The sequence below is a fragment of the Lihuaxuella thermophila genome (assembly GCF_900110165.1).
Lineage (GTDB): Bacteria > Bacillota > Bacilli > Thermoactinomycetales > Thermoactinomycetaceae > Lihuaxuella > Lihuaxuella thermophila.
In genome coordinates, this window is the sequence record NZ_FOCQ01000001.1 from 264,097 (window position 1) to 290,166 (window position 26,070).

Here is a 26,070-nt window from a genome sequence, read left to right on the forward strand (position 1 = left end):
GGACTTATCAGTCGATAATTGATATCATCTCGTTTTTTCCAGCAGGGCATACAGAGGCGGACAGAGAATTGACTCAGACAGCAAATCTATTCTATGGTTTGTGCGATGGGGGACTCCTGCCCGGCACTCACCACAGGTTTATCGGATCGAATGGAGAAGCAGTTAGAGCCTCTGTTACAACAGGTGACACTTTTGTCTTTGGAAATATTTTTAGTAAGGGGTTAATCAGATGGCCGGCTGGATTTACTTGCATCCCGTTTCCCAGGCTCGCCTGGGTATGGGGTGGGATGAGAAATATGAACAGGAAGAGAAAAATACCGTCTATATTCTTCCCGGCTCCGGACAAGCAGAGCGGATGAAAAAGCAAATGCGGACAAAGCAAGTGAAGTGGATCACCTTTGACCACTTTGTCCGCCATCTGTTGAACTCGCCATACCGTCTGATGTCGGCGGCAGAACAGCACTGGGTGGTTCAGCAAGCCGTCACGGAGCTGGAGAGGGAAGGGGAGTTATCCTATTTTCAAATGGTATCGTCCTGCTCGGACAATTGGATTCTGTCACTGGAAAAAGTTCTTGGAGAAATGAAACGAGCGGGCATTTTACCGATGCGACTCAAACGGCTGTGGAAGAATAAAAGACCGAAATATCAGGAGCTGGCGCTTATTTATGAAAAGTACCAGCAGTTGCTCCGGCGTTTTCAGGTTTCTGACCATGAGCAATATTATTTTGATCTGATGCAATCCATGTCTCAAAAGACAGAGACGATTCACTTGCCCGACCGGGTGGTGCTTGAACATTTTCATGACTTAAACCCGTTGCAGGAACAGCTTCTCATCCAGTTGGTGACAGAAGGAGTCGAGGTTCACCTTCATCTCATGTGGGATGAAACCAGACCGCGCCTGAGAAATATGGTCGAACCGCTGGTCTCGAGGCTGCAGGTCAAAGGGTTCCAGACTGTGCCGGTAAGCCGTGACCCCAACCGAGTGAAAGTTGAGAGAATCTCGCTCATGCACTTGGCTGAAAATGCTTTTTCACCGGAACCGGCAGTTGCATTGGCCGACGATGCGTTGGAGATCCTGTCCGCGCCCGGCATGGAAGCGGAAGTGGATTTGGTGGTTGCCCGTTTGAAACAGTGGTTGAGAGAAGAACAGGCAGACTGTTCCGATGTGGCGATCATCTCTGCTGAAATGGATGCATATGCACGTATTTTGTTCAAAAAGTTGGAGCAGGCCGGTATTCCCGTCAGTTCGCCGTACAAGCAAAAACTCTCCGAAAATTCCCTGTTGCAAACCATTTCCGCCGCGTTTTTAATGAAGGCGGGAAAGGTTGAGGGAGGGCGCGCACTTTTCTGTAGCCCGCATCTTTCCTGGTTCCACGGCAGGTACACAGAATGTCTCCGGCTGATCCGCGAACTCGGCGATCCGGTCCGTTTGGCCGAGTTTCGGCAAGAGTGGGATATTCGGCAGGGTGATCAGGAGACAGATCCCGCACTCGTTGCTGCAGGCCGAGCAGTGGAAGCGGTTTTCGAGTGGGTGGAATCCATTCCGGAAGAAGAGACTTGGTCCGGGTGGCTGAATTGGTTCCAGCAGTGGATGAAACCGCTGAAAAATAAGGATAAATGGCGGCAGATGGCCTTGGATCCGGACCGTTACGAGGAACTGGCCGAAGGGATGAATGCGTGGCATTGTCTCGAACAATTGATCAGGGAATGGTCGTACCTGGTTGCTGAGGACAAGGGAAGGGAACCGGTAAGCCGCACCCGTTTTTTGACCACATTGCTGCAATCCGCAGAACAACTTTTCGTGCAACGAAAACCAGCCCGCAGAAAGGGAGTCCGGTTGCTCCCGGCCACACAGGTTCGGGGCGACCGGTTTCGTGCGGTGTTTGTGCTGGGATGTGTGGAGGGGAAATGGCCGCGTAACTTTTCGGATCATTGGCTGCTCCCGGATGAGGCACGAGAGGAACTCCGGGCGGAAGAGGTTTTGTTGGATCTGTCACAGGAATTGCGTCAGCGCCAACTCCTCCCATTTTTTATGAGCGTGATTTCCGCAGTCGATTTTCTCGTTCTGTCTTATCCCAACACAGATGAAGACGGGAACAGGGAGTTGCCCTCTCCTTTTTTGGAGGAATGTGTATCCGTTTTTCAACCGGATTCGATTCATAAGAGAGAAAAAGACCTGTCCGAGCAAGTGGGACCACCGGAGTGGCAGGATTCTTTTTCGCCGGATCAAGGACTTGAATTTGCCTTCAGCCGGTTGACCAGACCGGTGGATGATGAATCATCGTCACTGGCTGTCTCTGTTTTGGACGATCTTCTGCGCCGTTCCCCCCGCATGTGGCAATCGCTGGTGAATCGGATTCAGGCAGAACAAGCGAGGAGAATGGACTCCTTTACCCGGTTTGACGGTGTGGCGGAGGACGTAAAGTTACGGCGGCAACTGGAGGATTGGGCCAAAAGGCAAATCTGGAGTGCGACGGACTTGAATAAAATGATGACATGCCGTTTTCATTTTATGGCTGAAAAAATATGGAAAGCGCATCAGGCGGAAGACATCGTCCGGGGAATCAGCCGGTTGGAAGAAGGAGAACTCATTCACGAAGCGCTGTGCAGGTTCTTCAGTGAATATCGGCAGGGAAAATGGAGTTTCCGCGATGAGGAGCATGCCCGGGAGCGATTGATGACTATTGCCGGGGAGACTGCGGAAAAGCTGCTCGCCCGTGTGCGTGGCAGGCATCCCTCCTATCTCAGGATCGAGAAGCAGCGACTGAAGCAGACCCTGAGCGCTTTCTGGAACCATGAACTCCATTGGCGCAAGGAAACCAACAACTATCACCCGCCTGCTTATTTGGAACTTTCCTTTGGTTTGCCGCTCGATCTCAACCGGCAAGCGGACGGCTTATTGGACCCGCGGTCCGTTTCCGAACCGGTTTCCATTCCCCTGTCCAGGCACACCCTGCGGCTGAAAGGCAAAATTGACCGGGTGGATGTGAATGAGGGGTATTATGCCGTTTACGATTATAAAACGGGACAGGCTCCATCCGCTCAGGAAATACAGGAAGGGAGGCAATTGCAACTTCCCCTTTACTTGTGGGCGCTGGAGCACGGCTTCGGGTTCTCCCGGGAAAAAGCCGTCGGAGCCGCTTTTTATACGCGGGGGACGAGTCAAAGCGCACCAGTTGACAACAGAAATAAAGGTTTATGGAAAAAGGAACTGGCAGACCGTGCAGGAATCGGAAAACAAGTCCGCTCCCGTCTGGATCAGGACACATGGGATGAGGTGGAGAAACAGCTGCGTTCATTCATCGAGGATCAGCTGGACAAAGTGATGGAGGGCGATTTCGCTGTGGATCCTGCCTGGACTTGTCCCGAGTACTGTCCGCAGCGGAAAATATGCCGGTTCAGCCATCGGAAAGGGGGACGCGAATGACCGGCAACATCCAACTCACACCCGAGCAGCAAGCGGCTACCCATTCCCTGAACCGGGATTGCATTGTTTCCGCAGGAGCCGGTTCAGGAAAGACGCGCGTGCTGGTGGAACGCTATTTAAAGATATTGGCTGAGCACCGGTTTAACACCGATTTGCTCGATCAGGTGGTTGCGATTACGTTTACGGAAAAAGCGGCCACCGAAATGAAAGAAAGAGTGCGCAGGGGAATGGAGGAACGTCTCATGAAAGCCCGATTGGCCGGAAATGTAGAGGAAGCGGACGGGTGGTACCGGCTGTTAACTGAAATCGAGCGGGCTTGTATCACAACCATTCACTCTTTCTGCCGCAGCATCCTTAAAAAATTTCCGATTGAAGCAGGTGTCGATCCGGAATTTAGGGTGTTGGAAGAATTTGAGGCGCGGTGGCTGTTAAAAGAAGCTGTCGAGCAGACACTTTCCTCTTTTTTGGATCTTTCACCCGGGGGACGGGAAGCCCGGGTGTTCGAACGGTGGCTGGTCGGTGTCGGCATCCAAGCGGCGGAGAGACAGTTCATGTCGGCAGTTTTGGAGTGTTTCACCCATGGATGGAGCCCGGACGAGCTGAAACGGGTGACGACTTGGCATCTGAATCAGGCGGAAGAAGAGCTTGAGACAAAGAGGAAAAATGAGTTTGGCAGATGGGAAGGGCAACTGTTGGCATCGGCGGAACGTTTGCTTGCACTGAAAAAATTGAAAAGGGCGGAGGAGTTCAGGGCTAAGTGGTCAGATATTCGCGGGATCTGGAAAAAAGCAGCCGGTGATCCGGAGAAATTGAAAATGATCCATTCATTGCAGGAATCGCTGGCCGGCAGGTGGGGCTCAAAGGAGGAAGTGAAACAGCCGCTGGAGGAGTGCAGGGAAGCCTGTGAACAGTTGGCCGGAATCATTCATGAGCAACTCTATCTGCCTGATGAAAAAGAGCTGACGGCGGTGATATGCGACCTGATCGCCCGGATCATTGAGCGCTACAACCGGCTCAAACAGGAACGGGCCGGTGTTGATTTTGACGAAATGCAGTCGCGGGTTTGTTCTTTGCTCAGCGAGCATCCGGAAATCCGCGCGGAGATGCGAAAAAAGATCCGGTATTTGATGGTGGATGAGTACCAGGACACCAACGATCTGCAAAAAAGGTTGATTGACCTGCTGATCAATGATGAACAGGGAAATCATACGCCTGGAACATGGTTCGTGGTCGGTGATCCAAAGCAATCCATTTACCGTTTCCGCGGAGCGGATGTTTCGCTTTTCCACCGCACCCGGATGGAAATCCTGGCATCAGGCGGCCAAGAGGTGGCTCTCACGGCAAACTTTCGCTCCCACCCTGAGTTGATTTCTTTTTACAATCACTTTTTCGGACGCTTGATGGCAAAGGAAAAGGAGTCGCCCAACTATTACCAGCCTGTACAGTCGCGGGAAGATCAAACGCGTCCGGAAGTTGTCGTGGAGTATCTCGCTGTGCCCCATAAGAAGGAGGATTTGCCGCCGGGATGGGACCGGAGAGACGCGGAGGCTCAGATGGTGGCCAAACATATCGCCGGGATGATGGAAGCGGGAACCCCGGCACGGGATATCGCGCTTCTGTTTCGGGCGATGACTCACGTAAAAAAATATGAACGGGAATTGGCAAAATGGAATATTCCGTTTCATATTGTCAAAGGGCGCGGATTTTATGACCGGCAGGAAATTGCTGACCTGCTGCACTTTTTGCGGGTACTGGTGGAACCGGAAAACCGACTTGCCCTGGCTGGGGTGCTCCGCTCCCCGTTTTGCGGCATTTCAGATGAAACGCTGCTCAGGATCTCCCTGGAGAATCAGTGGCAGGTAAGTGCCAAGGATTGGGCGGAACTGCCGGGCCTTCCGGAAGAAGAGCGGAGCAAATTGTACCAGTTCCATCATCTCTGGACCCGCGCTGGAGAGTGGGTGGGTGCGCTCAAGGTGGCGGATCTGATGGAACGCATGCTTGAGGAAAGCGGATATCGTTATCTGATGTGGGCGGCCCCGGAAGGCAAGCAGGCAGTGGCCAATCTAAAAAAGCTGATCCGGCAGGCCCGGAGTATGAGAGGGCTTGCCGCTTATTCCGTTCCTGAGTACCTGGAGCGGATGGACCTGTTGATGAGAGACCAACAGGCGGAGACAGAGGCATCCGTCGAATCCGAACACAGTGACAGTGTCAAACTGATGACCATTCACCAGTCGAAAGGGTTGGAATTTCCTGTTGTTTATGTGGCTGACCTTTCTTATGCAAATACGGAGCGCCATGGAGCCGTCCGGATCGATGCCGAAGCGGGACTGGTTGTGGTGATGAAAGATGAACGGGGAGAAAGCGTCGAACTCAGCCGCTGGAAACAGGCCGTCGAACGAAACCGGCGACTGGAATGGGAAGAGTCGGTGCGGCTGCTCTATGTGGCTTGCACCCGGGCGGAAAGCAGATTGGTGCTCTGCGGGGCGGTGGAACCGTTAAAGGAGGGGAAAAGCATCCGGGAAGTGACCAAATGGAGTCAATGGCTGGACGGTATTTTGGACTATCGAAAGATTGATTGGGAAGAACGGAGATGGTCTTTCTCCGAGCATTGCCTGCCGATTCGGGTACATGCGGATCTGGCGGAGGACGAAATCCCCACGGACTCCATGGAAACACCGCTCGACAGATATCTGGCGGGAGAATTGGCGACAGAGCGAGGAGAGGGCGGGAAGGAACCGCTTGAATTTTTAAAGCCAAGGGGATACACGGAACACGATCTGCTCGAGATTAGCGTGACAGACTGGAAAAAGCTGGTGAACTGTCCGCGGAAATATTTTTATCAGCATGTGCTGGGTTTGCCTCAGCTGACGGAAGAGGAGCCGGAAGACAGGGGCTATGCCGGGATGCCGGTCCTTTCTCCAACCGTCAAGGGGAGAGTGGTTCACCGGCTGATCGAACTTCTTTCCAAACCGGAAAACAGAACGTTTTCGTGGGAGAAAATCGCGCAAAACGTCTGGAACGAATTTTCGCTGCCCCGTTCTGTGCAGAAAGCGGCCGAAGCCGAAGTCCGTCCTTATATCGGGAACTTCTTAAACAGCCGGGTCTATGCCGGAATAAACCGGGAGGAACCACGGACGGAGCAGGAATTTGCCGTCAATCTGGGCGGGCTTCAAGTGATCGGAGTGATCGATTGCCTGCTTCCCCACCCGAACGGGACTTGGGAGATCATTGACTATAAAACGGACCAGATCTCCGTTTCTGAAGTGGAGGAGGCGGCCATGGAATACAAGCCCCAGCTGGAATTGTATGTGCTTTCTGCCAAGCGGATGTGGAATCTGATTCCTGAAAAGGCGACTCTCTATTTTTTAAAACCCGACCGGGAATATACATTTACAGTTACCGACAAGTGGTTGCGGGACGCTGAAGAAGAGGTGGGGAAAAGCATCCGGTTGCTTAGGACCTCGGCGGGCCCGACCGAGCCCTGGGAAGCGAGGCCGGGGAAAAGATGCGGATACTGCGAGTACAGAATCATCTGTGATGCCGTGCGGGAGCCTTGATTTTTCATCCGTTTTAATTGCCTATTTGCAGGGAACACCGGGATGCACTATGATGGTAGCAGGGTTGGTTATGCAAATATGAAGTTGCATCGAGGGAGAGAATGGGTAAGTGGATATGATTCACGAGATCTTTTCCGCGTTGATAGCCGGTTTTGCCGGAATCTTTTTTGTTTCTTTCATCATCTGGATGGTCGGACTGATTATCCTGCTCTTCCGTGAAATGTTTAGTCCTGGTGAACTGGTTATTCGCGAATACATGGGCAAAGTTTGGAAAATGCTCCTTTCTTGCTTTGAATGGGTTGCTTATGCCGCTGTTTTCATCGGTCCGGTCCTCATGTTTTGGACGAAGAATTATATGGACTATCTGATGGTAACCCTTGCAGCCGTGCTGCTTTCCGCTGTCTACTTGTCGATCCGGAAGCGGACGGGAGGCTTTGCCAAAGGTAGACTTCGCATGCGCAAAGAGAAGGAGCACCATGGGGATTGGCGGTAAGAGAGAGCCGGTTGATACTATCAGCCGGCACTTCTATGCTCCGGAATATATTTCGGAATATTTAGATATGGTCTGTCCGCGTATCATCCCTGTGAAACGGTGAGGATTCTTCGCTTGCTTTTCCTACATCCTTGGGTAATAATAATAGGAAAATTATTTTCGTACGGGTGAGAAGCGACTATGCCGGTGGAGCAACTGCTAGAAAAGGCTGGGGAATATTTAACCGAAAATGATATAGAGCAATTGGAGAAGGCGTATCAGTTTGCGAGAGAGGCCCATCAGGGACAGGTGCGCAAATCGGGAGAGCCTTATATCCATCATCCGGTAGCTGTTGCGGAAATTCTGGCAGAACTGCAGATGGATATCGCCACGCTGGTGGCTGCCCTTCTGCACGATGTCGTTGAGGATACGGGTGTCACCCTGGAACAGATTGAGGCGCAATTCGGCGAGACGGTGAAAAATCTGGTCGATGGTGTCACCAAGCTGAATAAACGGATGAAATTTAAATCCAATGAAGAGCACCAGGCGGAAAATCACCGGAAAATGTTTGTCGCCATGGCCCAGGATATCCGGGTGATTCTGATCAAGCTGGCGGATCGTCTCCATAACATGCGCACATTGAAGTATATGCCGGAACACAAACAGCGGCAAAAAGCAAAAGAGACCCTGGAGATCTTTGCGCCTCTTGCCCACAGGCTGGGAATTTCCAAGATCAAGTGGGAGCTGGAAGATATTTCGCTCCGCTATCTCAATCCCCAGCAGTATTACCGCATCGTTCACCTGATGAAGAAAAAACGGGCAGAGCGGGAGGAATACCTGAACGAGATCATTCAAACGCTCAAGGGTCGCCTCGCTGAAATGGAAGTCAAAGTCATCGATGTTTCCGGCCGTCCCAAGCATATTTACAGCATTTACAAGAAAATGGTAACGCAAAATAAAGAGTTTAATGAAATTTATGATCTGCTGGCCGTCCGCGTCATCGTGGAAACCGTCCGTGACTGCTATGCGGTGTTGGGAATCATTCATACCATTTGGAAACCGATGCCGGGCCGCTTTAAAGATTACATTGCGATGCCGAAAACAAATATGTACCAATCCCTGCACACCACGGTCATCGGGCCGAAAGGGGAGCCCATCGAAGTACAGATCCGAACGATGGAGATGCATCGCACCGCTGAATACGGAATCGCCGCCCATTGGGCATATAAAGAAGGGACAGCGCTTCAGAAAAGCGATTTTGAAGAAAAACTCAAATGGTTCCGCGAAATGATGGAGTTGCAGCAGGAGTCCAAAGACGCGCAAGAATTTGTGGAAAGCTTGAAAGTGGATTGGTTCTCCGATTCCGTTTTCGTCTTCACTCCCAAAGGGGATGTGATCGAACTCCCCATGGGTTCCGTTCCGTTGGATTTCGCCTACCGGATCCATACGGAAATCGGCAATAAATGCATCGGGGCCAAAGTGAACGGAAAAATCGTTCCGCTGGATTATAAGCTGAGTACCGGAGACATCGTTGAAATCCTCACTTCCAAACACAGCTACGGCCCCAGCCAGGATTGGCTCAAGATCGTCAAATCCTCCCATGCGAGAAACAAGATTCGCGCCTGGTTCAAAAAGCAACGGCGTGAAGAGAGCATTGAGAAAGGCAAGGAAATGGTCATTGCCCTGCTCAAGAAGCATGAATTTGATGTGGACGTAGTGCTGACGCCGGAGCGCATCGCCGAAGCGACCAAGAAGTTCAACTTCCAGGATGCGGATGACATGTTTTCAGCGGTCGGGTATGGAGGTATTTCCACCGCCCAGGTGGTTCACCGGCTGACAGATGGTTTGAAGACAGAGGTTCCGGTCGTGTTGCCGGAAGTCAAGGCGCTTCCCAAACGGAATCGAAGGGGTGACCAAGGGGTTCGCGTCAAAGGAGTGGAAAATCTGCTCATTCGGCTTTCGCGCTGCTGTAACCCCGTGCCGGGAGATGATATCGCCGGTTATGTCACCCAGGGACGGGGAGTCACGGTTCATCGCTCCGACTGTCCCAATCTGGCCAATGTTCCGGAAGAACGCCGCATTTCGGTCGAATGGGACAGTGATTCCACCCACTCCTATCAGGTGGATATCGAAGTTTCCGGCTTTGATCGAAGCGGCTTGTTAAATGAAGTGTTGCAGGCGGTTCACGATTCCAAAACCAATCTGTCTGCGGTCAGCGCCAAAGGGGATAAGAGAGGAATCGCATCCATTCACATCCGGATCGGGATTCAGAATATCAACCACCTGAAGTCGGTGGTCGAAAGAGTGAAAAGAGTTCGCGATATCTACAGTGTCAGACGGATCATACAGTAAGGGTGACAACAGATGAAAATCGTGCTGCAGAGAGTAAAGGAAGCTCAGGTAAGTGTGGACGGACGGATTTCGGGAGCCATTTCTCACGGGCTCCTTTTACTTGTCGGCTTTACGGAGGGGGATGCGGAAGAAGATCTGAAATATTTAGCGGAAAAAGTGGTGAATCTGCGCATCTTTGAAGATGAAGCGGGCAAGATGAACCTATCACTTTTAGACGTTCAGGGCAGCATTTTATCGGTCTCGCAATTTACTCTTTACGGGGATTGCCGCAAGGGGAGACGCCCCAATTTCACGGCCGCTGCCAAACCGGAACAGGCGCTTGTGCTCTATGACCGTTTCAATGAGGTGCTTCGCGGGTATGGAGTAAGGGTGGAGACAGGCGTTTTTGGAGCGATGATGCAGGTTTCGCTCGTCAATGACGGCCCTGTCACTTTGATTTTGGAAAGCAAATCGCAAACGAATCCATAAAGAGTGTAAACAAAGGGATATGCTATAATATTCAGAGGCAATCTATAGAAGAGCCGCAAGAGAGAAGAGGAGGATGACGAGTGTCTGCCATTGACCAACTTTCGATTAACACCATCCGCATGCTTTCCATTGATCAAATTGAGGAAGCCAATTCGGGTCATCCGGGCCTGCCGATGGGAGCCGCTCCGATGGCCTATACTTTATGGGCCAAATACATGAAGCACAATCCGTCCAATCCGTCCTGGTTTAACCGCGACCGTTTTGTCCTGTCCGCCGGCCACGGATCCGCCCTTTTATATAGTCTGCTTCATCTTTTTGGCTATAACCTGCCCATGGATGAGTTGAAACGGTTCCGGCAATGGGGAAGCCTGACACCGGGCCATCCGGAAGTGAAACATACCCCGGGGGTGGAAGCGACGACAGGACCGCTGGGACAAGGGATTTCAAACGCGGTCGGAATGGCCATGGCTGAGGCGCATCTGGCTGCTACATACAACCGGGATGGTTTTCCGGTGATCGACCATTACACCTACGTCCTCTGCAGTGACGGCGATTTGATGGAAGGAGTGGCCGCGGAAGCTTGTTCACTGGCAGGACATCTGCGTTTGGGCAAATTGATTGCTCTGTACGATTCCAATGATATTTCCCTCGACGGAGAACTGGCGCATTCCTTCACCGAAAACGTGCAAAAACGCTTTGAGGCATACGGTTGGCAGTACTTGCGCGTGGAAGACGGAAACGATCTGGAAGCGATCGGCCGCGCGATTGAAGAAGCGCAACAGGAGAAAAGCCGCCCGACCCTGATTGAAGTCCGCACCATTATCGGATATGGCAGCCCCAACCGGGCGGGAACGGCCGAAGTTCACGGCAAACCGCTGGGTAAGGAAGAAGTGGCCGGGGTGCGTCAGGCATACAACTGGCCGAGTGAACAGCCTTTTTATGTTCCCGCTGAAGTACGGGAGCATTTTGCCGTGCTACAGACGCAGTTGGCGGAGAAAGAAGCGGCTTGGAACGATCTGTTAAAACAGTATGAATCGAAGTATCCGGAGCTGGCCAAGCAGCTGAGACAGGCGATCGTCGGCGAACTCCCGGAGGGGTGGGATCAAAACCTGCCCAAATTCCAGACCGGCGATAAAGCGATCGCTACCCGCGCCGCATCAGGAGTTGCCTTGCAGGCTCTGGCCAAAAGCGTACCGATGCTGATCGGCGGTTCCGCGGATTTGGCTTCCTCCAACAACACGCTGATGAAGGCGGAAGGCGTTTTTCACGCCGAAGATTACTCCGGGCGCAACATCTGGTTCGGGGTCCGTGAGCACGCCATGGGGGCGGCATTAAACGGAATGCTCCTGCACGGCGGAGTCCGGGCTTATGGCGGCACTTTCCTCGTCTTCTCCGATTATCTGCGTCCGTCGATCCGTTTGTCCGCCCTGTCCGGGTTGCCGGTGATCTATGTGTTCACCCATGACAGCATCGCTGTGGGTGAAGACGGACCCACCCATGAACCGGTGGAACATGTTCCGTCGCTCCGCCTGATTCCGGGACTGAAGGTGATCCGTCCGGCGGATGCCAACGAAACCGTGGCCGCTTGGCAATACGCGCTCAGTCAACATGATCATCCGGTCGCTCTGATTCTGACCCGGCAAAACCTGCCGATCCTGGAAGGCACGGTGGGCATCGGCAAGGAACACATCGCCAAGGGAGGCTATATCGTTTCCGAAGCTGACAACGGCAATCCTCAGGGCGTGATCATCGCCACTGGTTCTGAAGTCAGCCTGAGCCTGGAAGCGCAGAAAAAATTGCTGGAAAGAGGAATTCGGGTACGTGTGGTCAGCATGCCGTGCCGCGAGTTGTTTGACCAACAAGACCAGGCTTACCGCGATTCGATCCTGCCTCCCGGCATCCGTGCCCGCCTCGCTGTGGAAGCGGCTCATCCGATGGGCTGGGATCGCTATGTCGGTGAACAGGGTGCCGTGATCGGCATCGACCGTTTCGGCGCTTCCGCCCCGGGCAACCTGGTGATGAAGGAGTACGGCTTCCATGTAGACAATGTGGTTCAACAAATGGAAGCAATGATCAATCGATAAAAAACAGAATGAGCCTCTGTCTACCGATGACAGAGGCTCATTGTTTTTTGAAAAGCGGGCTTAATTTGCGCTTCAAACGGGCAAGCTAACCAAAAACTGATTTGGAAAAGAGGGTCTGTACATGCGTCGCTTGCCCAAGGAAACCGTTTTTCAACAGCAGATGAATCTTCGCGGCAGCGCCAGTCCGGAGGAGTACCAGGTCGAAATTCAGTCCGAACTGGAAGAGCATAAGGAGCTGTACCCCCCGCTTCAGCGTTATGTGAATAAACGGTTTTTATGATGTGGTTTGAATGACCGGTGAAGCGGCTGCCTCAATTTAATTCAAATGCTTGGCCGCGAACACGGCTACCAAAATCCACCCGATGATAAAAGAGACACCACCGATCGGGGTGATGGCGCCTAGCGCTTTGACGTTGGTGAGAACCATGGCATACAGGCTGCCCGAAAAGAGGATGATCCCGGCAAAAAGCAGCCAGCCGGCGGTATTCAGCAATGATGTTCCTCCGGTTTTGGCCATCAATAACCCGATAAAAAGCAGTCCCAGCGCATGAATAATGTGATAATGGGCTCCCGTATTCCAGATGGAGAGCATCTTTTCCGTCACTTTTCCGGCCAGTCCGTGCGCACCAAACGCCCCGAGAGCGATCGCCAGGGCCATGTTTATACTGCCGAGCATAACAAAGAACTTCATTCCGACATCTCCCTCTCGCAAGTCCGACAATTTTTATAAAATCCAAACGACTTCCTGTGCTGAAGCCCCAGAGAAGCGGATCGTATATGGGGGTTGTCCGCAGAAGGCTGCACCCACTGTGAGCCATTCATCTTACATGAAAATACGATGTGTACTGCTCCGGCTAGGCTGAAAAGCGAAACCCAACCGTTAAATCCAGCCTGTGCGTAGGGAACGAAAACTCTTTGTGAACCGTTGGGCCACGCTGATCAGCTTGGTCCATGTCCCATCAGCAGAGGAGATTACCCAAGAGATGGAAGGAATTCCCCTTAGGCAAGACCTCATCATCTACCGATAACTATAACACAATTGACGGGCCGGATTCTTGACAATATGGGGACTTCTCCGCTTTGAAGGCCGGTTTCCCTATGTGGAGAAGAGTTGAAGCACCCGTGAAGAGGTCGGCAACTTCCAGTCTTGTTGCAATTCCGTTGCCAAACTCATCCAATCGGTAACGATGATGCCTGCCTTTACCATACGGTAAATGGTCGCTTGTTCTCTACAAGGCTCTCCTGATTCCGCCGTCGCATATACCCGATATCCATCTTGAGCCGCGGAAAGTGCGGTCAGGACAAGACTTGTATGGTAACGGACCCCGGCGATGATCAGTTGATCCCTGCCGGTTTTTTTCATCGCATCAGCCACGCCGGGTTCATCCCATGCATTGACGGCTGTTCTTGATATCACCGGTCGTTCGGGAAACATGTCCGAAAGCTCTTGGGGAATCCCGACAGGACCCTTGTCCAAACGGATTTGGGTGATGATAGCGGGCAAATGGAAGATTTTTGCCAGCTTGCCCAGCTTCATCACATGGCCGGGAACGGGAAGCTGTGGATGGCCAAAGCTGCTCGATCCGATATCTATAAATAAAACGGTTGCTTGTTGGGGAGTGAGCCGTTGCGGCTTCTTCCGGCCCGGTTCTTTTTTAGCAGGTACGGGCCTGCCCACTTTGAAATGATGCGGCAGGTTTTCATAGTGAACTTCATGGTGCACTTCATGATGAACTTCGTGATGGACTTCGGTGAAAGAGCTGGTTGGGAAGGCGGGTCCGGTTTTTTTGGAGTGAAAACCATTCATCGCTGATCTCCTCGTTTCACGGATGAACTCTTGTTCAGTGTATGCTGTTTCCGACCGGATGAGCATGTCTCACGAATTGGCCGGTCTGGTGAACCGGGGATGGTCGCAACAAGATGCCGGACGGGTCGTCTGTGACAAAAATATGAAAGTAACATTTCTTTTTCTTGACAAATCGTACGAACGGCATTAGAATATGGACTTAAAATCAGCAAAATACGAAGCACCTATGAAGGGAAAAGTATTCGTTAAACGGGCAACCAGAGAGGAGAACTCGCGGGCTGAAAGGTTCTCCATGTCACGAAACGAGGAAAGACCCCCGGAGGTTCTAACCGAAAGCTGCTTAAGCAGTTGCAGTTAGTAGGCTTAGACGTATTCCTGGCGATAACGGGAATGAGTGGGAAATCGTCTGATTCGGTTTCCAAGTAGGGTGGCACCACGGGAATATGAAATTCGTTAGACCAATCTCTCGTCCCTGACAACAAGGTCAGTGGCGGGAGATTTTTATTTTGGCAAGGAGGAGGCAGTCCGATGGGCTATCGTATTCCACGCGGCACATTTGATATCATGCCCGGCGAAGTGGAAAAGTGGCAGTGGGTCGAGGACAAGGCGAGAGAGATGTGCCGTTGTTTTGATTATAAAGAAATTCGCACCCCCGTGTTTGAGATGACCGAACTCTTTCAACGCGGAGTGGGCGAAACCACCGATATCGTTGAAAAGGAGATGTATACCTTCACGGACCGGGGAGGACGGAGCCTGACCCTGCGTCCGGAAGGAACGGCCGGTGTCGTGCGCTCGTTTGTGGAAAATAAAGTGTTTGCTCAGCCCCAGCCGACGAAATGGTTTTATATGGGGCCGATGTTTCGCTATGAACGGCCGCAGGCGGGACGAAACCGCCAGTTTCATCAGTTTGGAGTAGAAGTGTTTGGCAGTACGGACCCGGCTTTGGATGCGGAAGTGATTGCACTGGGGATGCAGTATTTCGAATCGCTCGGGCTCAAAGATGTACGGGTCGAAATCAACAGTGTGGGGGATGCCCAGTCGCGGCCCGTTTACCGGGAAAAGCTGATCGAATACTTTGAGCCGTACAAAGACCAGCTTTCTGAAGACGCGCAGTCCCGGCTCTATCGCAATCCGCTGCGCATTCTGGACAGCAAGGACCCCCGGACCAAAGAGATTGCCGCAGGTGCGCCGTCGATTTTGGATTATCTGAATGATGAAAGCCGGCGCCACTTTGAATCGGTGCAAAAATACCTTACTCTGCTGGGCGTGAACTTTTCGGTGAATGACCGGCTAGTCCGCGGATTGGACTATTATACGCTGACGGCCTTTGAGTTTATGGTTGATATTCCGGGCTCCCAGGCAAGCACCATTGGCGGGGGCGGCAGGTATAACCGCTTGGTGCGGGAAATCGGCGGGCCGGAGATGCCGGGAATCGGATTCGGGATCGGCCTGGAAAGGGTGATCCTCGCATTGGATGAGCAAAAAGTAGAGCTGCCCATTCAGACGGGCCTTGACTGTTACCTGATTACCCTGGGCGAAGAAGCCAAATTTCACGGAATGAAGATTTTGCAAAGCTTGCGGATGGCGGGATTATCGGCGGATCGGGATTATCTGGACCGGAAAATGAAGGCCCAGTTGAAAGCGGCCGATCGTGCGCAGGCGCGTTTTACGGCTATTTTGGGTGATGAGGAATTAAGCCAGGGGAAAATTCAGGTGAAAGATATGGCGACAGGTGAGCAGGAGTTGGTCGAAATCAGCCAACTGCCGGATTATCTAAAACATAGCAAACAACCATGACTTGACATCCGAACGGAATAGGAGGGATCATCATGCATCGTACCCATCAGGCTCTGGAATGTACCAAAGAGATTGTTGGAGAAACGGTAACGTTAAACGGTTGGGTTCAAAAACGGCGGGATCTCGGCGGATTGATCTTTATCGATCTGCGTGACCGCTCCGGTCTGGTCCAGGTGGTCTTTAATCCGGAAATCTCGCCAGAAGCAGCGAAAGCAGCGGAACAAGTCCGCAGTGAATATGTCCTGTCCATCACCGGAAAAGTAGTGGCGCGTTCCCCGGAAACGGTCAACCCGAAGATGGCAACGGGTGAAGTGGAGGTGCAAGGCGAAAAGGTACATATCTTTAACCCTGCGAAAACGCCTCCTTTCCTGATTGAGGACCGGGTGGATGTGGATGAAGCGGTTCGTCTGAAATACCGCTACCTGGATCTGCGCCGGCCCAAAATGCAACAAACGCTCATGATCCGTCACCGTGCGATGCAATCGGTGCGCCGTTTCCTGGACAAACACGGGTTTATTGAACTGGAAACGCCGATCCTGACCAAGAGCACTCCGGAAGGGGCGAGAGATTATCTGGTGCCGAGCCGGGTTCATGAAGGTTCCTTTTACGCGCTGCCGCAATCTCCGCAGTTGTTTAAACAGCTGTTTATGATCGCCGGGATGGAGCGCTACTTCCAATTTGCCCGCTGTTTCCGTGATGAAGATCTGCGCGCGGACCGGCAGCCCGAATTTACGCAAATTGATATCGAAGCTTCCTTCCTTCCGCCGGAGACCTTCCTTTCCATGATGGAAGAGATGATTGCCACCCTGTTTGAAGAAACGATCGGGGTACAAGTGACGACACCGTTTCAGCGTTTGACATATCGGGAAGCCATGGACCGCTACGGGTCTGACAAGCCGGATCTACGTTTCGGGATGGAACTGATCGACTTGTCCGAAGTGCTTCGCGGAACGAGTTTCAAAGTGTTTGCCGGAACGGTCGCCGCGGGCGGCCAAGTCAAAGCCGTCAATGTAAAAGGTTGTGCCGGGTGGAGCCGCAAAGAAATAGATAATTGGGGCAAAGTGGCCGAACAGCTGGGAGCAAAAGGCTTGGCCTGGCTCGCTTTTAAAGAAGAAGGGATCAAGGGATCGGTAGCCAAATTCCTGTCCGAACAAGAGATGGAAGCCATCCGTCAGACGGCTGAAGCGGAAACGGGAGACCTGCTCTTTTTCGTCGCTGATCAGCCCGGAGTGGTCGCCCAAGTGCTGGGAGAGCTTCGCCTTCGCTTGGCGAAAGAACTGAAGCTGATCGACGAAAACCAATACAAATTTGCCTGGATTACCGAATTCCCGCTGCTGGAGTACTCCGAAGAAGACGGGCGCTACTATGCGATGCACCATCCGTTTACCATGCCGATGGAAGAGGACATTCCGCTCCTGAAGACAGACCCGGGCAAAGTTCGGGCCAAGGCTTACGATATGGTTTTGAACGGATACGAGATCGGCGGAGGAAGCCAGCGGATCTATCAGCGTGAAGTGCAGGAATTGATGTTTGAAGCACTCGGAATCTCCATGGAAGAAGCAAAAGAAAAGTTCGGTTTCCTCCTGGAAGCATTTGAGTATGGAGCGCCGCCGCACGGGGGGATCGCTTTCGGCTTTGACCGGATTGTGATGCTGATGGCCGGCCGCAGCAACCTGCGCGAATGCATTGCCTTCCCCAAAACGGCGAGCGCCAGCTGCTTGATGACGGAGGCTCCTTCTCCTGTGGATGAGAAACAGCTGGAAGAGCTTCACATCCGGGTGCGCAAACCGGAAAAAACCGAATAACTTCGCTATACAAATGGTTCCTCCTATTGAACTCGCGCCTTAAATTTGATAACATGGAATCACTAGGGAGAGTCCTGCGATGTACGTGTCCCTGACTGTTTTGTAACCAACGCATTGTAAAAAGGGAGCCCGGGGTCACCTGTGCTCGTGGCAGCCGCCGGCAAGTGCGGAACCGCAAATACAGGTGCAGGGCACCCACCTGCTGAGAGCAGGTTCAAAACTTAAGGAGCACGGCATAACGGGGCTCTTTTTATGTACATAATGGTGTCGATGGCGGAGTAAGTGGAATGCTTACTCCTTTTTATGTTGCGTCATTCATTTCCAAGGTCATTTCGCGGATTTTTCTCCGTTTGCATAGGATAAAAAAGCCGGGTTTTTCACGGATACTTTTTTCTTTTTGGGAAAGTTTCTATATAAGAATACGGAATAGGCAGGGGAAAGAGATGAAAATAGGTGTAGATATTGATGGCACTATCAAAGATACCCACCGGGCAGCCGTTGAAGTGTATAACAAGGAATTAAACCGCTCAGTCCGCGTTGAGGATGTTACTGAGTTTCACTTGGACCGGGCCTATGGGCTGACGCCTCAACAAGGCCGGAAATTATGGCGCAAGTTGGAGGAAGAGATTTACTCATTGGGCGTTCCGCTAAAAAATGCGGCCGAAGTATTGAATGATTTGGCCGGGCGTGGGCATGAAGTCTACTTTATCACCGCCAGGCCGGGAATGAAGAATATTGCCAAAGTGACACGCGAGTGGTTGAAAAAGCACGGCTTTCCCTATCATGGCGATAATTTGGTGATGAGTGCCCAGGATAAGGCGAAAGTAGCCAAAAAAATGGGTATTGAGCTCTTTTTCGAGGATGCGCCTTATCATCTTGAAAATCTTGTAAAAAACAACGTTCCCACCGTCATCGTAGATGCTGTCTACAACAGGGATTTTCCATATCCTCTCAAACGGATTTACGATTGGCGGGAAGTATATGATCTAGTGGGCGAATCAACATGACAAGACCGCGATCGTAATACGAACGCGGTCTTTTCCTTTCCGGGCCGGCGGATTTGCAGGATGAATGGGTTTCATTACAACAAGGTTTTGGAGCTTGATTTCCCGCTTAAGTTCATTTTTCTTTCCGCTTGTTCCATTCGTTTCGCGGGGCCGGCCGACAGTTTCATGGGTGAGGGTATTTATCCTTGTCACTGTTTCGCTTCGATCACACCACAGGCGATGCGTTTTCCCGAATTGCCGGCGGGGTCTGTTTTCAGATCGTCTTCTTTCTCGTGGATGACCAGTGCTGTTCCGCCTGCTTTCAGCAAAGACACGGCTTTGTTTTTTTCTAATGTAACATGTTCGGCAATTTGGGTGTCGTTGACTTGTCCGTCTTCGGAAACGGTCAGATTCGTTAAGTCACCTGCATGATGTCCTTCGGGGTTATGCTCCCCATGCTTTTTTTGTTCGGGGTTGAAGTGTCCGCCTGCCGACTTGAAGTCAGGAGCTTCGCATTTTCCGGTTTCATGGATATGGTAACCGTGTTTTCCCGGCGGGAGGTGGGAGGCGCTCAATCGGATCTCCACACCATTTTTCGCCTCTTTGAGTTGGGCGGTTCCGATTTTTTGCCCTTTCGCGTCATATAAATCGGCAAAAGCCGTTAACGACTGCGGTCCGCCTTCCGAACAACCGGAAGCCAATGCGGACAGCAAGAAGGCGATGGCGATGATGGCGATTCTCATCTTCATTCCTCCTTATTATGTATTGAGCCGTAAGACGGGAAGCTTCCTGACACTTTCACTTCAACAGGGTGTCATATGGCCAAATTTTGCCGGTGCTTTTTTTATATTCAAAACAAGGAATCCGAAAGCCTGCTGCCTGTAAGAAAAAGGCAGCTACTTTTTTTCCCCGCCTTTCACCCAGCGCATAAACTCCTGCAACTTTTGTTCATAACCGATCGACGTGGGATGGTAAAATCTTTTGCCCACATGTTCATCCGGGAGATACTGCTGTTTCACATAGCCCCGGGGAAAATCGTGGGGATAGAGGTATCCTTTTCCCCTCCCTTGTTCTTTGGCTCCCGGAAAGTGGGCGTCCCGCAGGTGAGGAGGAACATCACCGGTCTGTTCCGATTTAACTGCGGCATTTGCTTCGTGGATTCCCCGGACGGCGGAGTTGCTTTTTGGCGCGGTGGCAATATAGATAACGGCTTCGGCCAGCGGAATTTGTGCTTCCGGCATCCCGACGAAATCGACGGCATGAGCTGCCGCCGAGGCGATCAGCAGGGCCCGGGGGTCGGCCATTCCCACATCTTCGGCGGCATGAATAAAGATCCGCCTGGCGATAAAACGGGGGTCTTCTCCGGCTTGAAGCATCTTCGCCAAGTAGTAAAGAGCCGCGTCAGGATCAGAACCGCGCATGCTTTTGATGAAGGCGGAAATGGTATCATAATGGTTATCCCCGCTTTTATCATAACGGATCACTTTGCGCTGGATCGATTCTTCCGCCGTTTCCAGCGTAATCACCCTTACGCCTGCCTCATTCGGAGGGGTGGTGATCACCGCCAGTTCCAAAGCGTTTAAGGCGTTGCGGCTGTCTCCCCCGGCTGTCCGGATGATGTGATCCAGAGCCTCCTTTTCCACATGGACTTCATATTCGCCAAGGCCGCGCTCTTTATCTTTCAGGGCTCTTAGAAGGATCGTCCTCATCTCTTCTTCGGATAAAGGCTGGAGGGTAAACAGCCGGGAGCGGGACAACAGTGCGGCATTGACTTCAAAAGAAGGGTTTTCTGTAGTGGCCCCGATCAAAATAATCGTCCCGTCTTCCACATAAGGCAATAAGGCATCCTGCTGTGACCGGTTAAAACGATGGATCTCATCAATAAAAAGAACCGTCCGCTGTCCGTGCATGCCCAGACGCTCTTTGGCTTCCTGAACCACGCGGCGCAAATCGGCCACTCCGGCGGTGACGGCATTTAATTGTTCAAAAAAAGCTTTCGTCGTCCCGGCGATGACGCGGGCGAGTGTCGTTTTTCCCGTGCCGGGCGGTCCGTAGAGGATAATGGATGAAAGCTGGTCAGCTTCAATTGCGCGCCTCAGGAGCTTTCCCGGTCCCACGATGTGGGATTGACCGACGATTTCATCCAGCGTCCGCGGTCGCATCCGGGCGGCTAACGGCGCTTTTTTGTCCATCTCTTTTCTTTGCCCGTATTCGAATAAGTCCACTTCTCTTCCGCCTTTCTTCTTTCATCCCTTTCCTTATTATAAACAGCGTGACGGGAAATGGGCGAGTTTCGGCTGCGGGGATGAGAGCAAACAAAAACCGTTGTCGAATGCATGTTCGTTTGCTACAATGAGGAAATAATCACCCATGTACGCGATCTGCCGGGATGGGGGATCTTGCTTTCGCTCAGACCGAGAGTGATGCGCGTGTGGCGGAACCGATGGACGGAAATATTCTGTTCGAACAGAATAAACCTGTGATACACTGAAATGGATTGCTCTCAAGTTGTCGGTTGGGCCGGTGTCAGGACGCCTGTCCGGGAGGGTCCCGAGGGTAGTGCAGAACATGAAGTGCATGGTCCTGATCAAGTGTGCGGATGTCGCGTGTAAACAGAGGGTATCCTTAAGCTAGGATGAGTGAACGGAACTGGAGGCGCACGATGTTACGCTCACGGCAGATCGGCTCCGGACGCTTTTTTGTAAGAATGTCGGTAAACGGTTGACTGGTCGATTGGCTATGTTCGTACTATAATGGAGTTGGCAGTTGGTGGCATCGGCAGAGGTCAGGCGATTCTTGGCCATGATCGGGAATAGATTGTGATCGTCGTTGAAAGAGGTGTCTTGTTTGAAGATATCCACAAAAGGTCGATACGGGCTGACCATCATGATGGATTTGGCAGCCCATTACGGAAAGGGTCCTGTTCCGTTAAAAAGCGTCGCTGAACGGCACGAACTTTCCGAACACTATTTGGAGCAGTTGATTGCACCGCTTAGAAATGCCGGTCTGGTACGAAGTGTACGCGGCGCCTACGGCGGTTATAAATTGGCTAAACCTCCTGAAGAAATTTCCGCCGGGGATGTGATCCGGGTGCTGGAAGGTCCGATCAGCCCGGTTGAATTTACGGAAGAGGAAGATCCGGCACGCCGCGATTTATGGAAACGGATCCGCGATGCAATCGCCAGGGAACTGGACACGACCACACTTGCGTCTCTCATCAATTTCTCACATGACGGAAACAATGATAACTATATGTTCTATATTTAGCAGGTGAATAAGATGACTATCTATCTGGATCATGCCGCAACCACACCCATTCGCCCGGAAGTGAGGGAAGCGATGCTTCCTTATTTGGGTGAATCGTTCGGCAATCCATCCAGCATCCATCAGTTCGGACGAACGGTGCGCATGGCGATGGACCGTGCGCGCGAGCAGGTGGCCGGGGGATTGAATGCCGAACCCGGTCAAATCATCTTTACGAGCGGTGGAACGGAAGCGGATAATTTGGCCTTGATGGGTGTGGCGACGGCTTACTCGGAACAGGGAAAAAAACATATCATCACTTCCCGGATCGAGCATCATGCGATCCTGGATACATGCAGATTTATGGAACGCATGGGGTTTGAAGTCACTTACATTCCCGTGGATCGCACCGGTCTTGTCGATGTGGAAGCGCTAAAAAAAGCGATCCGTTCCACAACGGCGCTGATCTCCGTCATGTACGGCAATAATGAAGTGGGTACGCTTCAACCCATTGAAGAAATCGGTCAAATCGCGCGGGAAAGAGGAGTTCTTTTTCATACCGATGCAGTCCAGGCTTTCGGCATGGAAGAGATCGATGTCAAAAAGCTGCCGGTCGACCTGTTATCTGTTTCCAGCCATAAGATCAATGGCCCCAAGGGAGCCGGGGCCCTGTATGTGTCGAAAAACGTGAAACTTGTCCCCCGTGCCTTTGGCGGTTCACAGGAGCGGCGGAGAAGGGCCGGAACCGAAAATGTCCCGGGAATCGTCGGATTCGGAAAAGCGGCGGAAATTGCGGCAGCGAAGAGAACCGAGCACCGCAAACAGATGCTGGAGTTGCGGGAGACCCTGATCGGAGAGCTCGCCCGGGAACGGGTCAACTTTGTGATCAATGGACATCCGAAGCGCTTTTTGCCGCACATTTTAAATGTAAGTTTTCCGGGTACGGAGACCGAAACAATGCTGATGAACCTGGATCTTGAGGGAGTTGCCTGTGCGAGCGGGTCAGCCTGTACTTCCGGAACTTTGGAGGTATCCCATGTCCTTGAGGCCATGGATTTAAGCGATGAACTCACCCGCTCAGCCATTCGGTTCAGTTTTGGCTGGGGAAATACCCTGGAAGAGATGCGGCGGACAGCAATGATCACAGCGCGGATCGTACGCCGGCTGACGATTGAATAGAAAGGGAGAGGTGCCGTTGAATCTTCACCATCTAAGCCAAATGGAGGACTGGGAGTCCGAACTGGACAATATTGACTGGAAAAAAATGCTGGAAGACATTGATCGCGCCCTTGCGGACAATTTGGCGGCCGAATTGGGTTTTCCTGCTTATGACAAATTGGAGCAAGCTTCGGAACTTGTCGTCGATGCGTATTACATCACTCATCTGTCCGACGGCCGATGGGTTTGGTGGAATCCGGAGCTGTATGCGAAAGAGGATCCCAAATACTTTGGCAGCCAAGAGGAAGCGATGGCTTTTATCGCTGATTTCCTGCAACTATCTGACGAACAGATGGGGCAACTGGAAAAAGGGATGAGCCAAGTCACCCAAACCAAACGATGCCGCTGTTGCGAACACGAATTTAATCCGGCAGACCCGGCCCGTTCGGATTGGGATGCCGACCAGGAACAAAGCCAGTTTTGCTCCGCTGAATGTGCCATGGAAACCGTGCTCACTGAGTTGAAAGAGGATTTTTAGCGGTTTGGATGCAGTTGCCGCCGGTCTGGATGACCTCTTGAGCGAGGTCATTTTTCAATCACTCCTGGGAAAAGTAAAAGGTGAGTAGCGTGGAGAGGAACCAATCACAATTGGACCTGTTTGCTGAAAGCTATGTAAAAGGCTCCATTGTGCAGGAAATCTTTTATAACGAAGAAAATGGTTACGGCGTTTATCTGATGCGGGTCACTGAAGCATCGGAAGAATTGGAGACGAAGGAAATTACCGTCGTCGGACATCTCTTGCGCCCTCATGAGGATGAAGTTTATACCTGTTATGGCCAGTGGCGGGAACATCCCAAGTTCGGCCGCCAATATCATGTCAACCGGGCCAAGAAGGAACTGCCGCGCTCCAAAGATGCCATCATCAAATATCTATCCAGCGGATTGTTTGAGGGTGTAGGAAAAAAGACGGCCGAGAAAATCGTCGAGCATTTGGGAACCGATGCTTTGGAAAAAATCGCAGCCAATCCTGACGTACTCACAGACATAAAAGGTGTCACGCCGGCAAGGGCACAGACGATTGCGGACAGTCTGCATGAACATCAAGCTTTGGAGCAGGCGATGGTATTTTTGTACCAATTTGGAATGGGGCCCGCACTGGCGCTCAAAATTGTACAGACCTATAAACACCACACCATTACCATCATCAAGGAAAACCCCTACCGGTTGATTGATGACATTGACGGAGTGGGTTTTCGGCGAGCCGATGAAATCGCCAAACAGCAGGGATTGGCTGAAGACTCCCCGGAACGGTTTCAAGCGGCTGTCATGTTTGTCATGAAGGAGTCTGCTTTATCGGACGGACATGTGTATTTAACCTGGGAAGAATTGAATGAAAAAGTGGATGACTTGCTCGGCAGCGAGGCAGTCGCATTGTTTACGGATGAGGTGCGTGAACAATGTTTGACCGGCATGGTGGATGAGGAACGTCTCATTCTTGAAGACGACCGTTACTACCTTCCTTCGCTCTATTATGCCGAATACGGACTGGCCATGCGGGTTAAAGATCTGCTCGCCCATCAGGTGGATACCGCTTTCCCTGTTTCCGAACTTTACCGGGTGATCGGCGAAGTGGAAGAAGAATGGCAGATCGCTTACGCCGAGCGGCAACGGGAAGCGATGATCACCGCTCTCTCCTCTTCGCTTATGATTTTGACCGGAGGGCCGGGGACGGGGAAAACGACAGTGATCCGCGGAATTTGCCAGATGTTCGCACGTCTCCATGAGATTTCCATCGATCCCGATGATTACGAAGGCACCGACAAACCCTTCCCCATTCGTTTGGCCGCTCCTACCGGCCGGGCAGCCAAGCGAATGGCAGAAACGACCGGGTTGCCCGCGATGACCATTCACCGCTTGCTGGGCTGGAAAGGTGATTTTTTTGAACATCATGCCGATCATCCCATTGAAGGTTCACTGCTGATTATCGATGAGGTTTCCATGTTGGACATATGGCTGGCCAATCAATTATTCCGGGCCGTTCCCAAGGGGATGCAAGTCATTTTGGTTGGGGATCAGGATCAATTGCCGTCTGTGGGACCCGGCCAGGTGCTGCATCATCTGCTACAGGTCAAAGAGATTCCGCGCGTCGAGTTGACTGAAATATTCCGGCAAGCAGAAGATTCTTCCATTATCCGGTTGGCTCATTCGCTCAAAAACGGGGAAGTTCCTGATGACCTGTTGGAACGACATCCCGATCGGCGTTTTTTTTCATGCAAGCGGGATCAGGCGCTCAGCGTCATCGTACAGACGGTCGAGAGTGCTGTTCAGAAAGGTTACGCGTTATTTGACGTGCAAGTGCTCGCGCCCATCTATAAAGGTCCTGTCGGTGTGGAAAGAATCAATCAGGAGATTCAACAGGCCCTCAATCCCAAAACTCCGGACAAAAAGGAGATATCCTGGGGAGAATCGGTCTTCAGGCTGGGGGATAAGGTTTTGCAGCTTGTCAACCATTCCGAACATCCCATTTACAACGGGGATATGGGCATCATCTGTGCCATTGATGAACAGGCCGGTGCAGATCAGCCCGTCTTATGGGTGCAATATGACCGGCTGGAAGTTCCCTATAAGAGAAACCAGTTAAACCAGATTTCCCTGGCGTACGCCTGTTCGGTACACAAGGCGCAGGGCTCTGAGTTTTCCATTGTCATTTTTCCCGTTTTGCACGCCTACCGCCGCATGTTAAAGAGAAATTTGATCTATACCGCCATTACGAGAAGCAAATCATATTTGATCATGTGCGGGGAAAAGGAAGCATTTGTGGAGGGAATCAAGCAGCAAAGAGGAGAAGAACGGAACAGCCGCTTAAAGGATTTGATCGAGGAAGATTGGTGATTGGTTTGACACAGGCTGCTGG

Annotated in this window: 18 protein-coding genes and 1 other RNA gene; 15 read left to right on the forward strand and 4 right to left on the reverse strand. The window is 51.9% G+C overall.

Annotated features, from left to right (window positions below):
- The first annotated feature begins 229 nt into the window (after positions 1-229).
- The 7 genes from BMW55_RS01410 (at position 230) to BMW55_RS19175 (ending at position 12,640) form a co-directional block, all read left to right on the forward strand.
- Complete coding sequence (locus BMW55_RS01410) at positions 230-3,427, forward strand: PD-(D/E)XK nuclease family protein (RefSeq protein ID WP_089964573.1); 3,198 nt, start codon at positions 230-232, stop codon at positions 3,425-3,427.
- On the forward strand, positions 3,424-6,984 hold the full coding sequence (locus BMW55_RS01415; RefSeq protein WP_170839671.1) for a UvrD-helicase domain-containing protein: 3,561 nt from the start codon (positions 3,424-3,426) through the stop codon (positions 6,982-6,984). The genes BMW55_RS01410 and BMW55_RS01415 overlap by 4 nt, the downstream gene beginning before the upstream one ends.
- A 109-nt stretch (positions 6,985-7,093) precedes the next feature.
- Positions 7,094-7,477, forward strand: coding sequence for a hypothetical protein (locus tag BMW55_RS01420; protein WP_089964575.1), 384 nt, complete (start codon positions 7,094-7,096; stop codon positions 7,475-7,477).
- 180 nt (positions 7,478-7,657) lie between these two features.
- On the forward strand, positions 7,658-9,808 hold the full coding sequence (locus tag BMW55_RS01425) for a RelA/SpoT family protein (protein WP_089964576.1): 2,151 nt from the start codon (positions 7,658-7,660) through the stop codon (positions 9,806-9,808).
- Between the two features lie 12 nt (positions 9,809-9,820).
- On the forward strand, positions 9,821-10,276 hold the full coding sequence (dtd, locus tag BMW55_RS01430; RefSeq protein WP_089964577.1) for a D-aminoacyl-tRNA deacylase: 456 nt from the start codon (positions 9,821-9,823) through the stop codon (positions 10,274-10,276).
- Between the two features lie 80 nt (positions 10,277-10,356).
- A complete protein-coding gene (gene tkt, locus BMW55_RS01435) occupies positions 10,357-12,360 on the forward strand; it encodes a transketolase (protein ID WP_089964578.1) in 2,004 nt (667 codons plus the stop codon).
- 121 nt (positions 12,361-12,481) lie between these two features.
- On the forward strand, positions 12,482-12,640 hold the full coding sequence (locus tag BMW55_RS19175) for a hypothetical protein (protein ID WP_170839672.1): 159 nt from the start codon (positions 12,482-12,484) through the stop codon (positions 12,638-12,640).
- Positions 12,641-12,676: 36 nt separating this feature from the next.
- Here the strand turns inward: BMW55_RS19175 and BMW55_RS01440 are convergent, their stop codons facing one another.
- Positions 12,677-13,051, reverse strand: coding sequence for a DUF423 domain-containing protein (locus tag BMW55_RS01440; RefSeq protein ID WP_089964579.1), 375 nt, complete (start codon positions 13,049-13,051; stop codon positions 12,677-12,679).
- 405 nt (positions 13,052-13,456) lie between these two features.
- A complete protein-coding gene (locus BMW55_RS01445) occupies positions 13,457-14,167 on the reverse strand; it encodes an isochorismatase family protein (protein WP_170839673.1) in 711 nt (236 codons plus the stop codon).
- A 528-nt stretch (positions 14,168-14,695) separates the two neighbouring features.
- Between BMW55_RS01445 and hisS the strand changes: the two genes are divergently transcribed.
- From hisS to BMW55_RS01465, 4 genes are all read left to right on the forward strand, one after another.
- The gene (gene hisS / locus BMW55_RS01450; RefSeq protein ID WP_089964581.1) at positions 14,696-15,964 is read left to right on the forward strand and encodes a histidine--tRNA ligase; all 1,269 of its coding nucleotides are present in this window, start codon (positions 14,696-14,698) and stop codon (positions 15,962-15,964) included.
- Between the two features lie 32 nt (positions 15,965-15,996).
- Positions 15,997-17,769 carry an aspartate--tRNA ligase gene (aspS, locus tag BMW55_RS01455; protein WP_089964582.1) on the forward strand — a complete coding sequence of 591 codons (1,773 nt, stop codon included), beginning with the start codon at positions 15,997-15,999 and terminating at the stop codon, positions 17,767-17,769.
- Between the two features lie 68 nt (positions 17,770-17,837).
- Positions 17,838-18,018, forward strand: a non-coding RNA gene (gene ssrS, locus BMW55_RS01460) — 6S RNA.
- 194 nt (positions 18,019-18,212) lie between these two features.
- Complete coding sequence (locus tag BMW55_RS01465) at positions 18,213-18,776, forward strand: 5' nucleotidase, NT5C type (protein WP_170839674.1); 564 nt, start codon at positions 18,213-18,215, stop codon at positions 18,774-18,776.
- 188 nt (positions 18,777-18,964) lie between these two features.
- Here BMW55_RS01465 and BMW55_RS01475 read toward each other — a convergent pair whose 3' ends face one another.
- Together BMW55_RS01475 and BMW55_RS01480 are read right to left on the reverse strand one after the other, a co-directional pair.
- Positions 18,965-19,498: a superoxide dismutase family protein gene (locus tag BMW55_RS01475; protein ID WP_089964585.1), complete on the reverse strand. Its 534-nt coding sequence runs from the start codon at positions 19,496-19,498 to the stop codon at positions 18,965-18,967.
- Between the two features lie 153 nt (positions 19,499-19,651).
- Positions 19,652-20,980, reverse strand: coding sequence for an AAA family ATPase (locus BMW55_RS01480; RefSeq protein ID WP_089964586.1), 1,329 nt, complete (start codon positions 20,978-20,980; stop codon positions 19,652-19,654).
- Between the two features lie 622 nt (positions 20,981-21,602).
- Between BMW55_RS01480 and cymR the strand changes: the two genes are divergently transcribed.
- The 4 genes from cymR (at position 21,603) to recD2 (ending at position 26,048) form a co-directional block, all read left to right on the forward strand.
- Positions 21,603-22,022 (forward strand): cysteine metabolism transcriptional regulator CymR, encoded by a 420-nt coding sequence (gene cymR, locus BMW55_RS01485; RefSeq protein ID WP_089964587.1) that lies wholly within the window; start codon positions 21,603-21,605, stop codon positions 22,020-22,022.
- Positions 22,023-22,034: 12 nt separating this feature from the next.
- Complete coding sequence (locus tag BMW55_RS01490; RefSeq protein WP_089964588.1) at positions 22,035-23,177, forward strand: cysteine desulfurase family protein; 1,143 nt, start codon at positions 22,035-22,037, stop codon at positions 23,175-23,177.
- A 16-nt stretch (positions 23,178-23,193) separates the two neighbouring features.
- Entirely contained in the window at positions 23,194-23,694 is a 501-nt protein-coding gene (locus tag BMW55_RS01495) for a hypothetical protein (protein WP_089964589.1), read from the forward strand.
- Between the two features lie 89 nt (positions 23,695-23,783).
- Complete coding sequence (gene recD2, locus BMW55_RS01500) at positions 23,784-26,048, forward strand: SF1B family DNA helicase RecD2 (RefSeq protein WP_244527397.1); 2,265 nt, start codon at positions 23,784-23,786, stop codon at positions 26,046-26,048.
- The last annotated feature ends 22 nt before the right edge of the window (positions 26,049-26,070 follow it).

What these genes read in the sequence shown, in the direction of transcription:
- dtd (WP_089964577.1), top strand. Translation starts at nt 9,821, where the DNA reads ATGAAAATCGTGCTGCAGAGAGTAAAGGAAGCTCAGGTAAGTGTGGAC.
- BMW55_RS01465 (WP_170839674.1), top strand. Translation starts at nt 18,213, where the DNA reads ATGAAAATAGGTGTAGATATTGATGGCACTATCAAAGATACCCACCGG.
- BMW55_RS01445 (WP_170839673.1), bottom strand. Translation starts at nt 14,167, where the DNA reads ATGAATGGTTTTCACTCCAAAAAAACCGGACCCGCCTTCCCAACCAGC.
- BMW55_RS01410 (WP_089964573.1), top strand. Translation starts at nt 230, where the DNA reads ATGGCCGGCTGGATTTACTTGCATCCCGTTTCCCAGGCTCGCCTGGGT.
- BMW55_RS01440 (WP_089964579.1), bottom strand. Translation starts at nt 13,051, where the DNA reads ATGAAGTTCTTTGTTATGCTCGGCAGTATAAACATGGCCCTGGCGATC.
- aspS (WP_089964582.1), top strand. Translation starts at nt 15,997, where the DNA reads ATGCATCGTACCCATCAGGCTCTGGAATGTACCAAAGAGATTGTTGGA.
- BMW55_RS01490 (WP_089964588.1), top strand. Translation starts at nt 22,035, where the DNA reads ATGACTATCTATCTGGATCATGCCGCAACCACACCCATTCGCCCGGAA.
- BMW55_RS01425 (WP_089964576.1), top strand. Translation starts at nt 7,658, where the DNA reads ATGCCGGTGGAGCAACTGCTAGAAAAGGCTGGGGAATATTTAACCGAA.
- BMW55_RS01475 (WP_089964585.1), bottom strand. Translation starts at nt 19,498, where the DNA reads ATGAGAATCGCCATCATCGCCATCGCCTTCTTGCTGTCCGCATTGGCT.
- BMW55_RS01415 (WP_170839671.1), top strand. Translation starts at nt 3,424, where the DNA reads ATGACCGGCAACATCCAACTCACACCCGAGCAGCAAGCGGCTACCCAT.
- BMW55_RS19175 (WP_170839672.1), top strand. Translation starts at nt 12,482, where the DNA reads ATGCGTCGCTTGCCCAAGGAAACCGTTTTTCAACAGCAGATGAATCTT.
- hisS (WP_089964581.1), top strand. Translation starts at nt 14,696, where the DNA reads ATGGGCTATCGTATTCCACGCGGCACATTTGATATCATGCCCGGCGAA.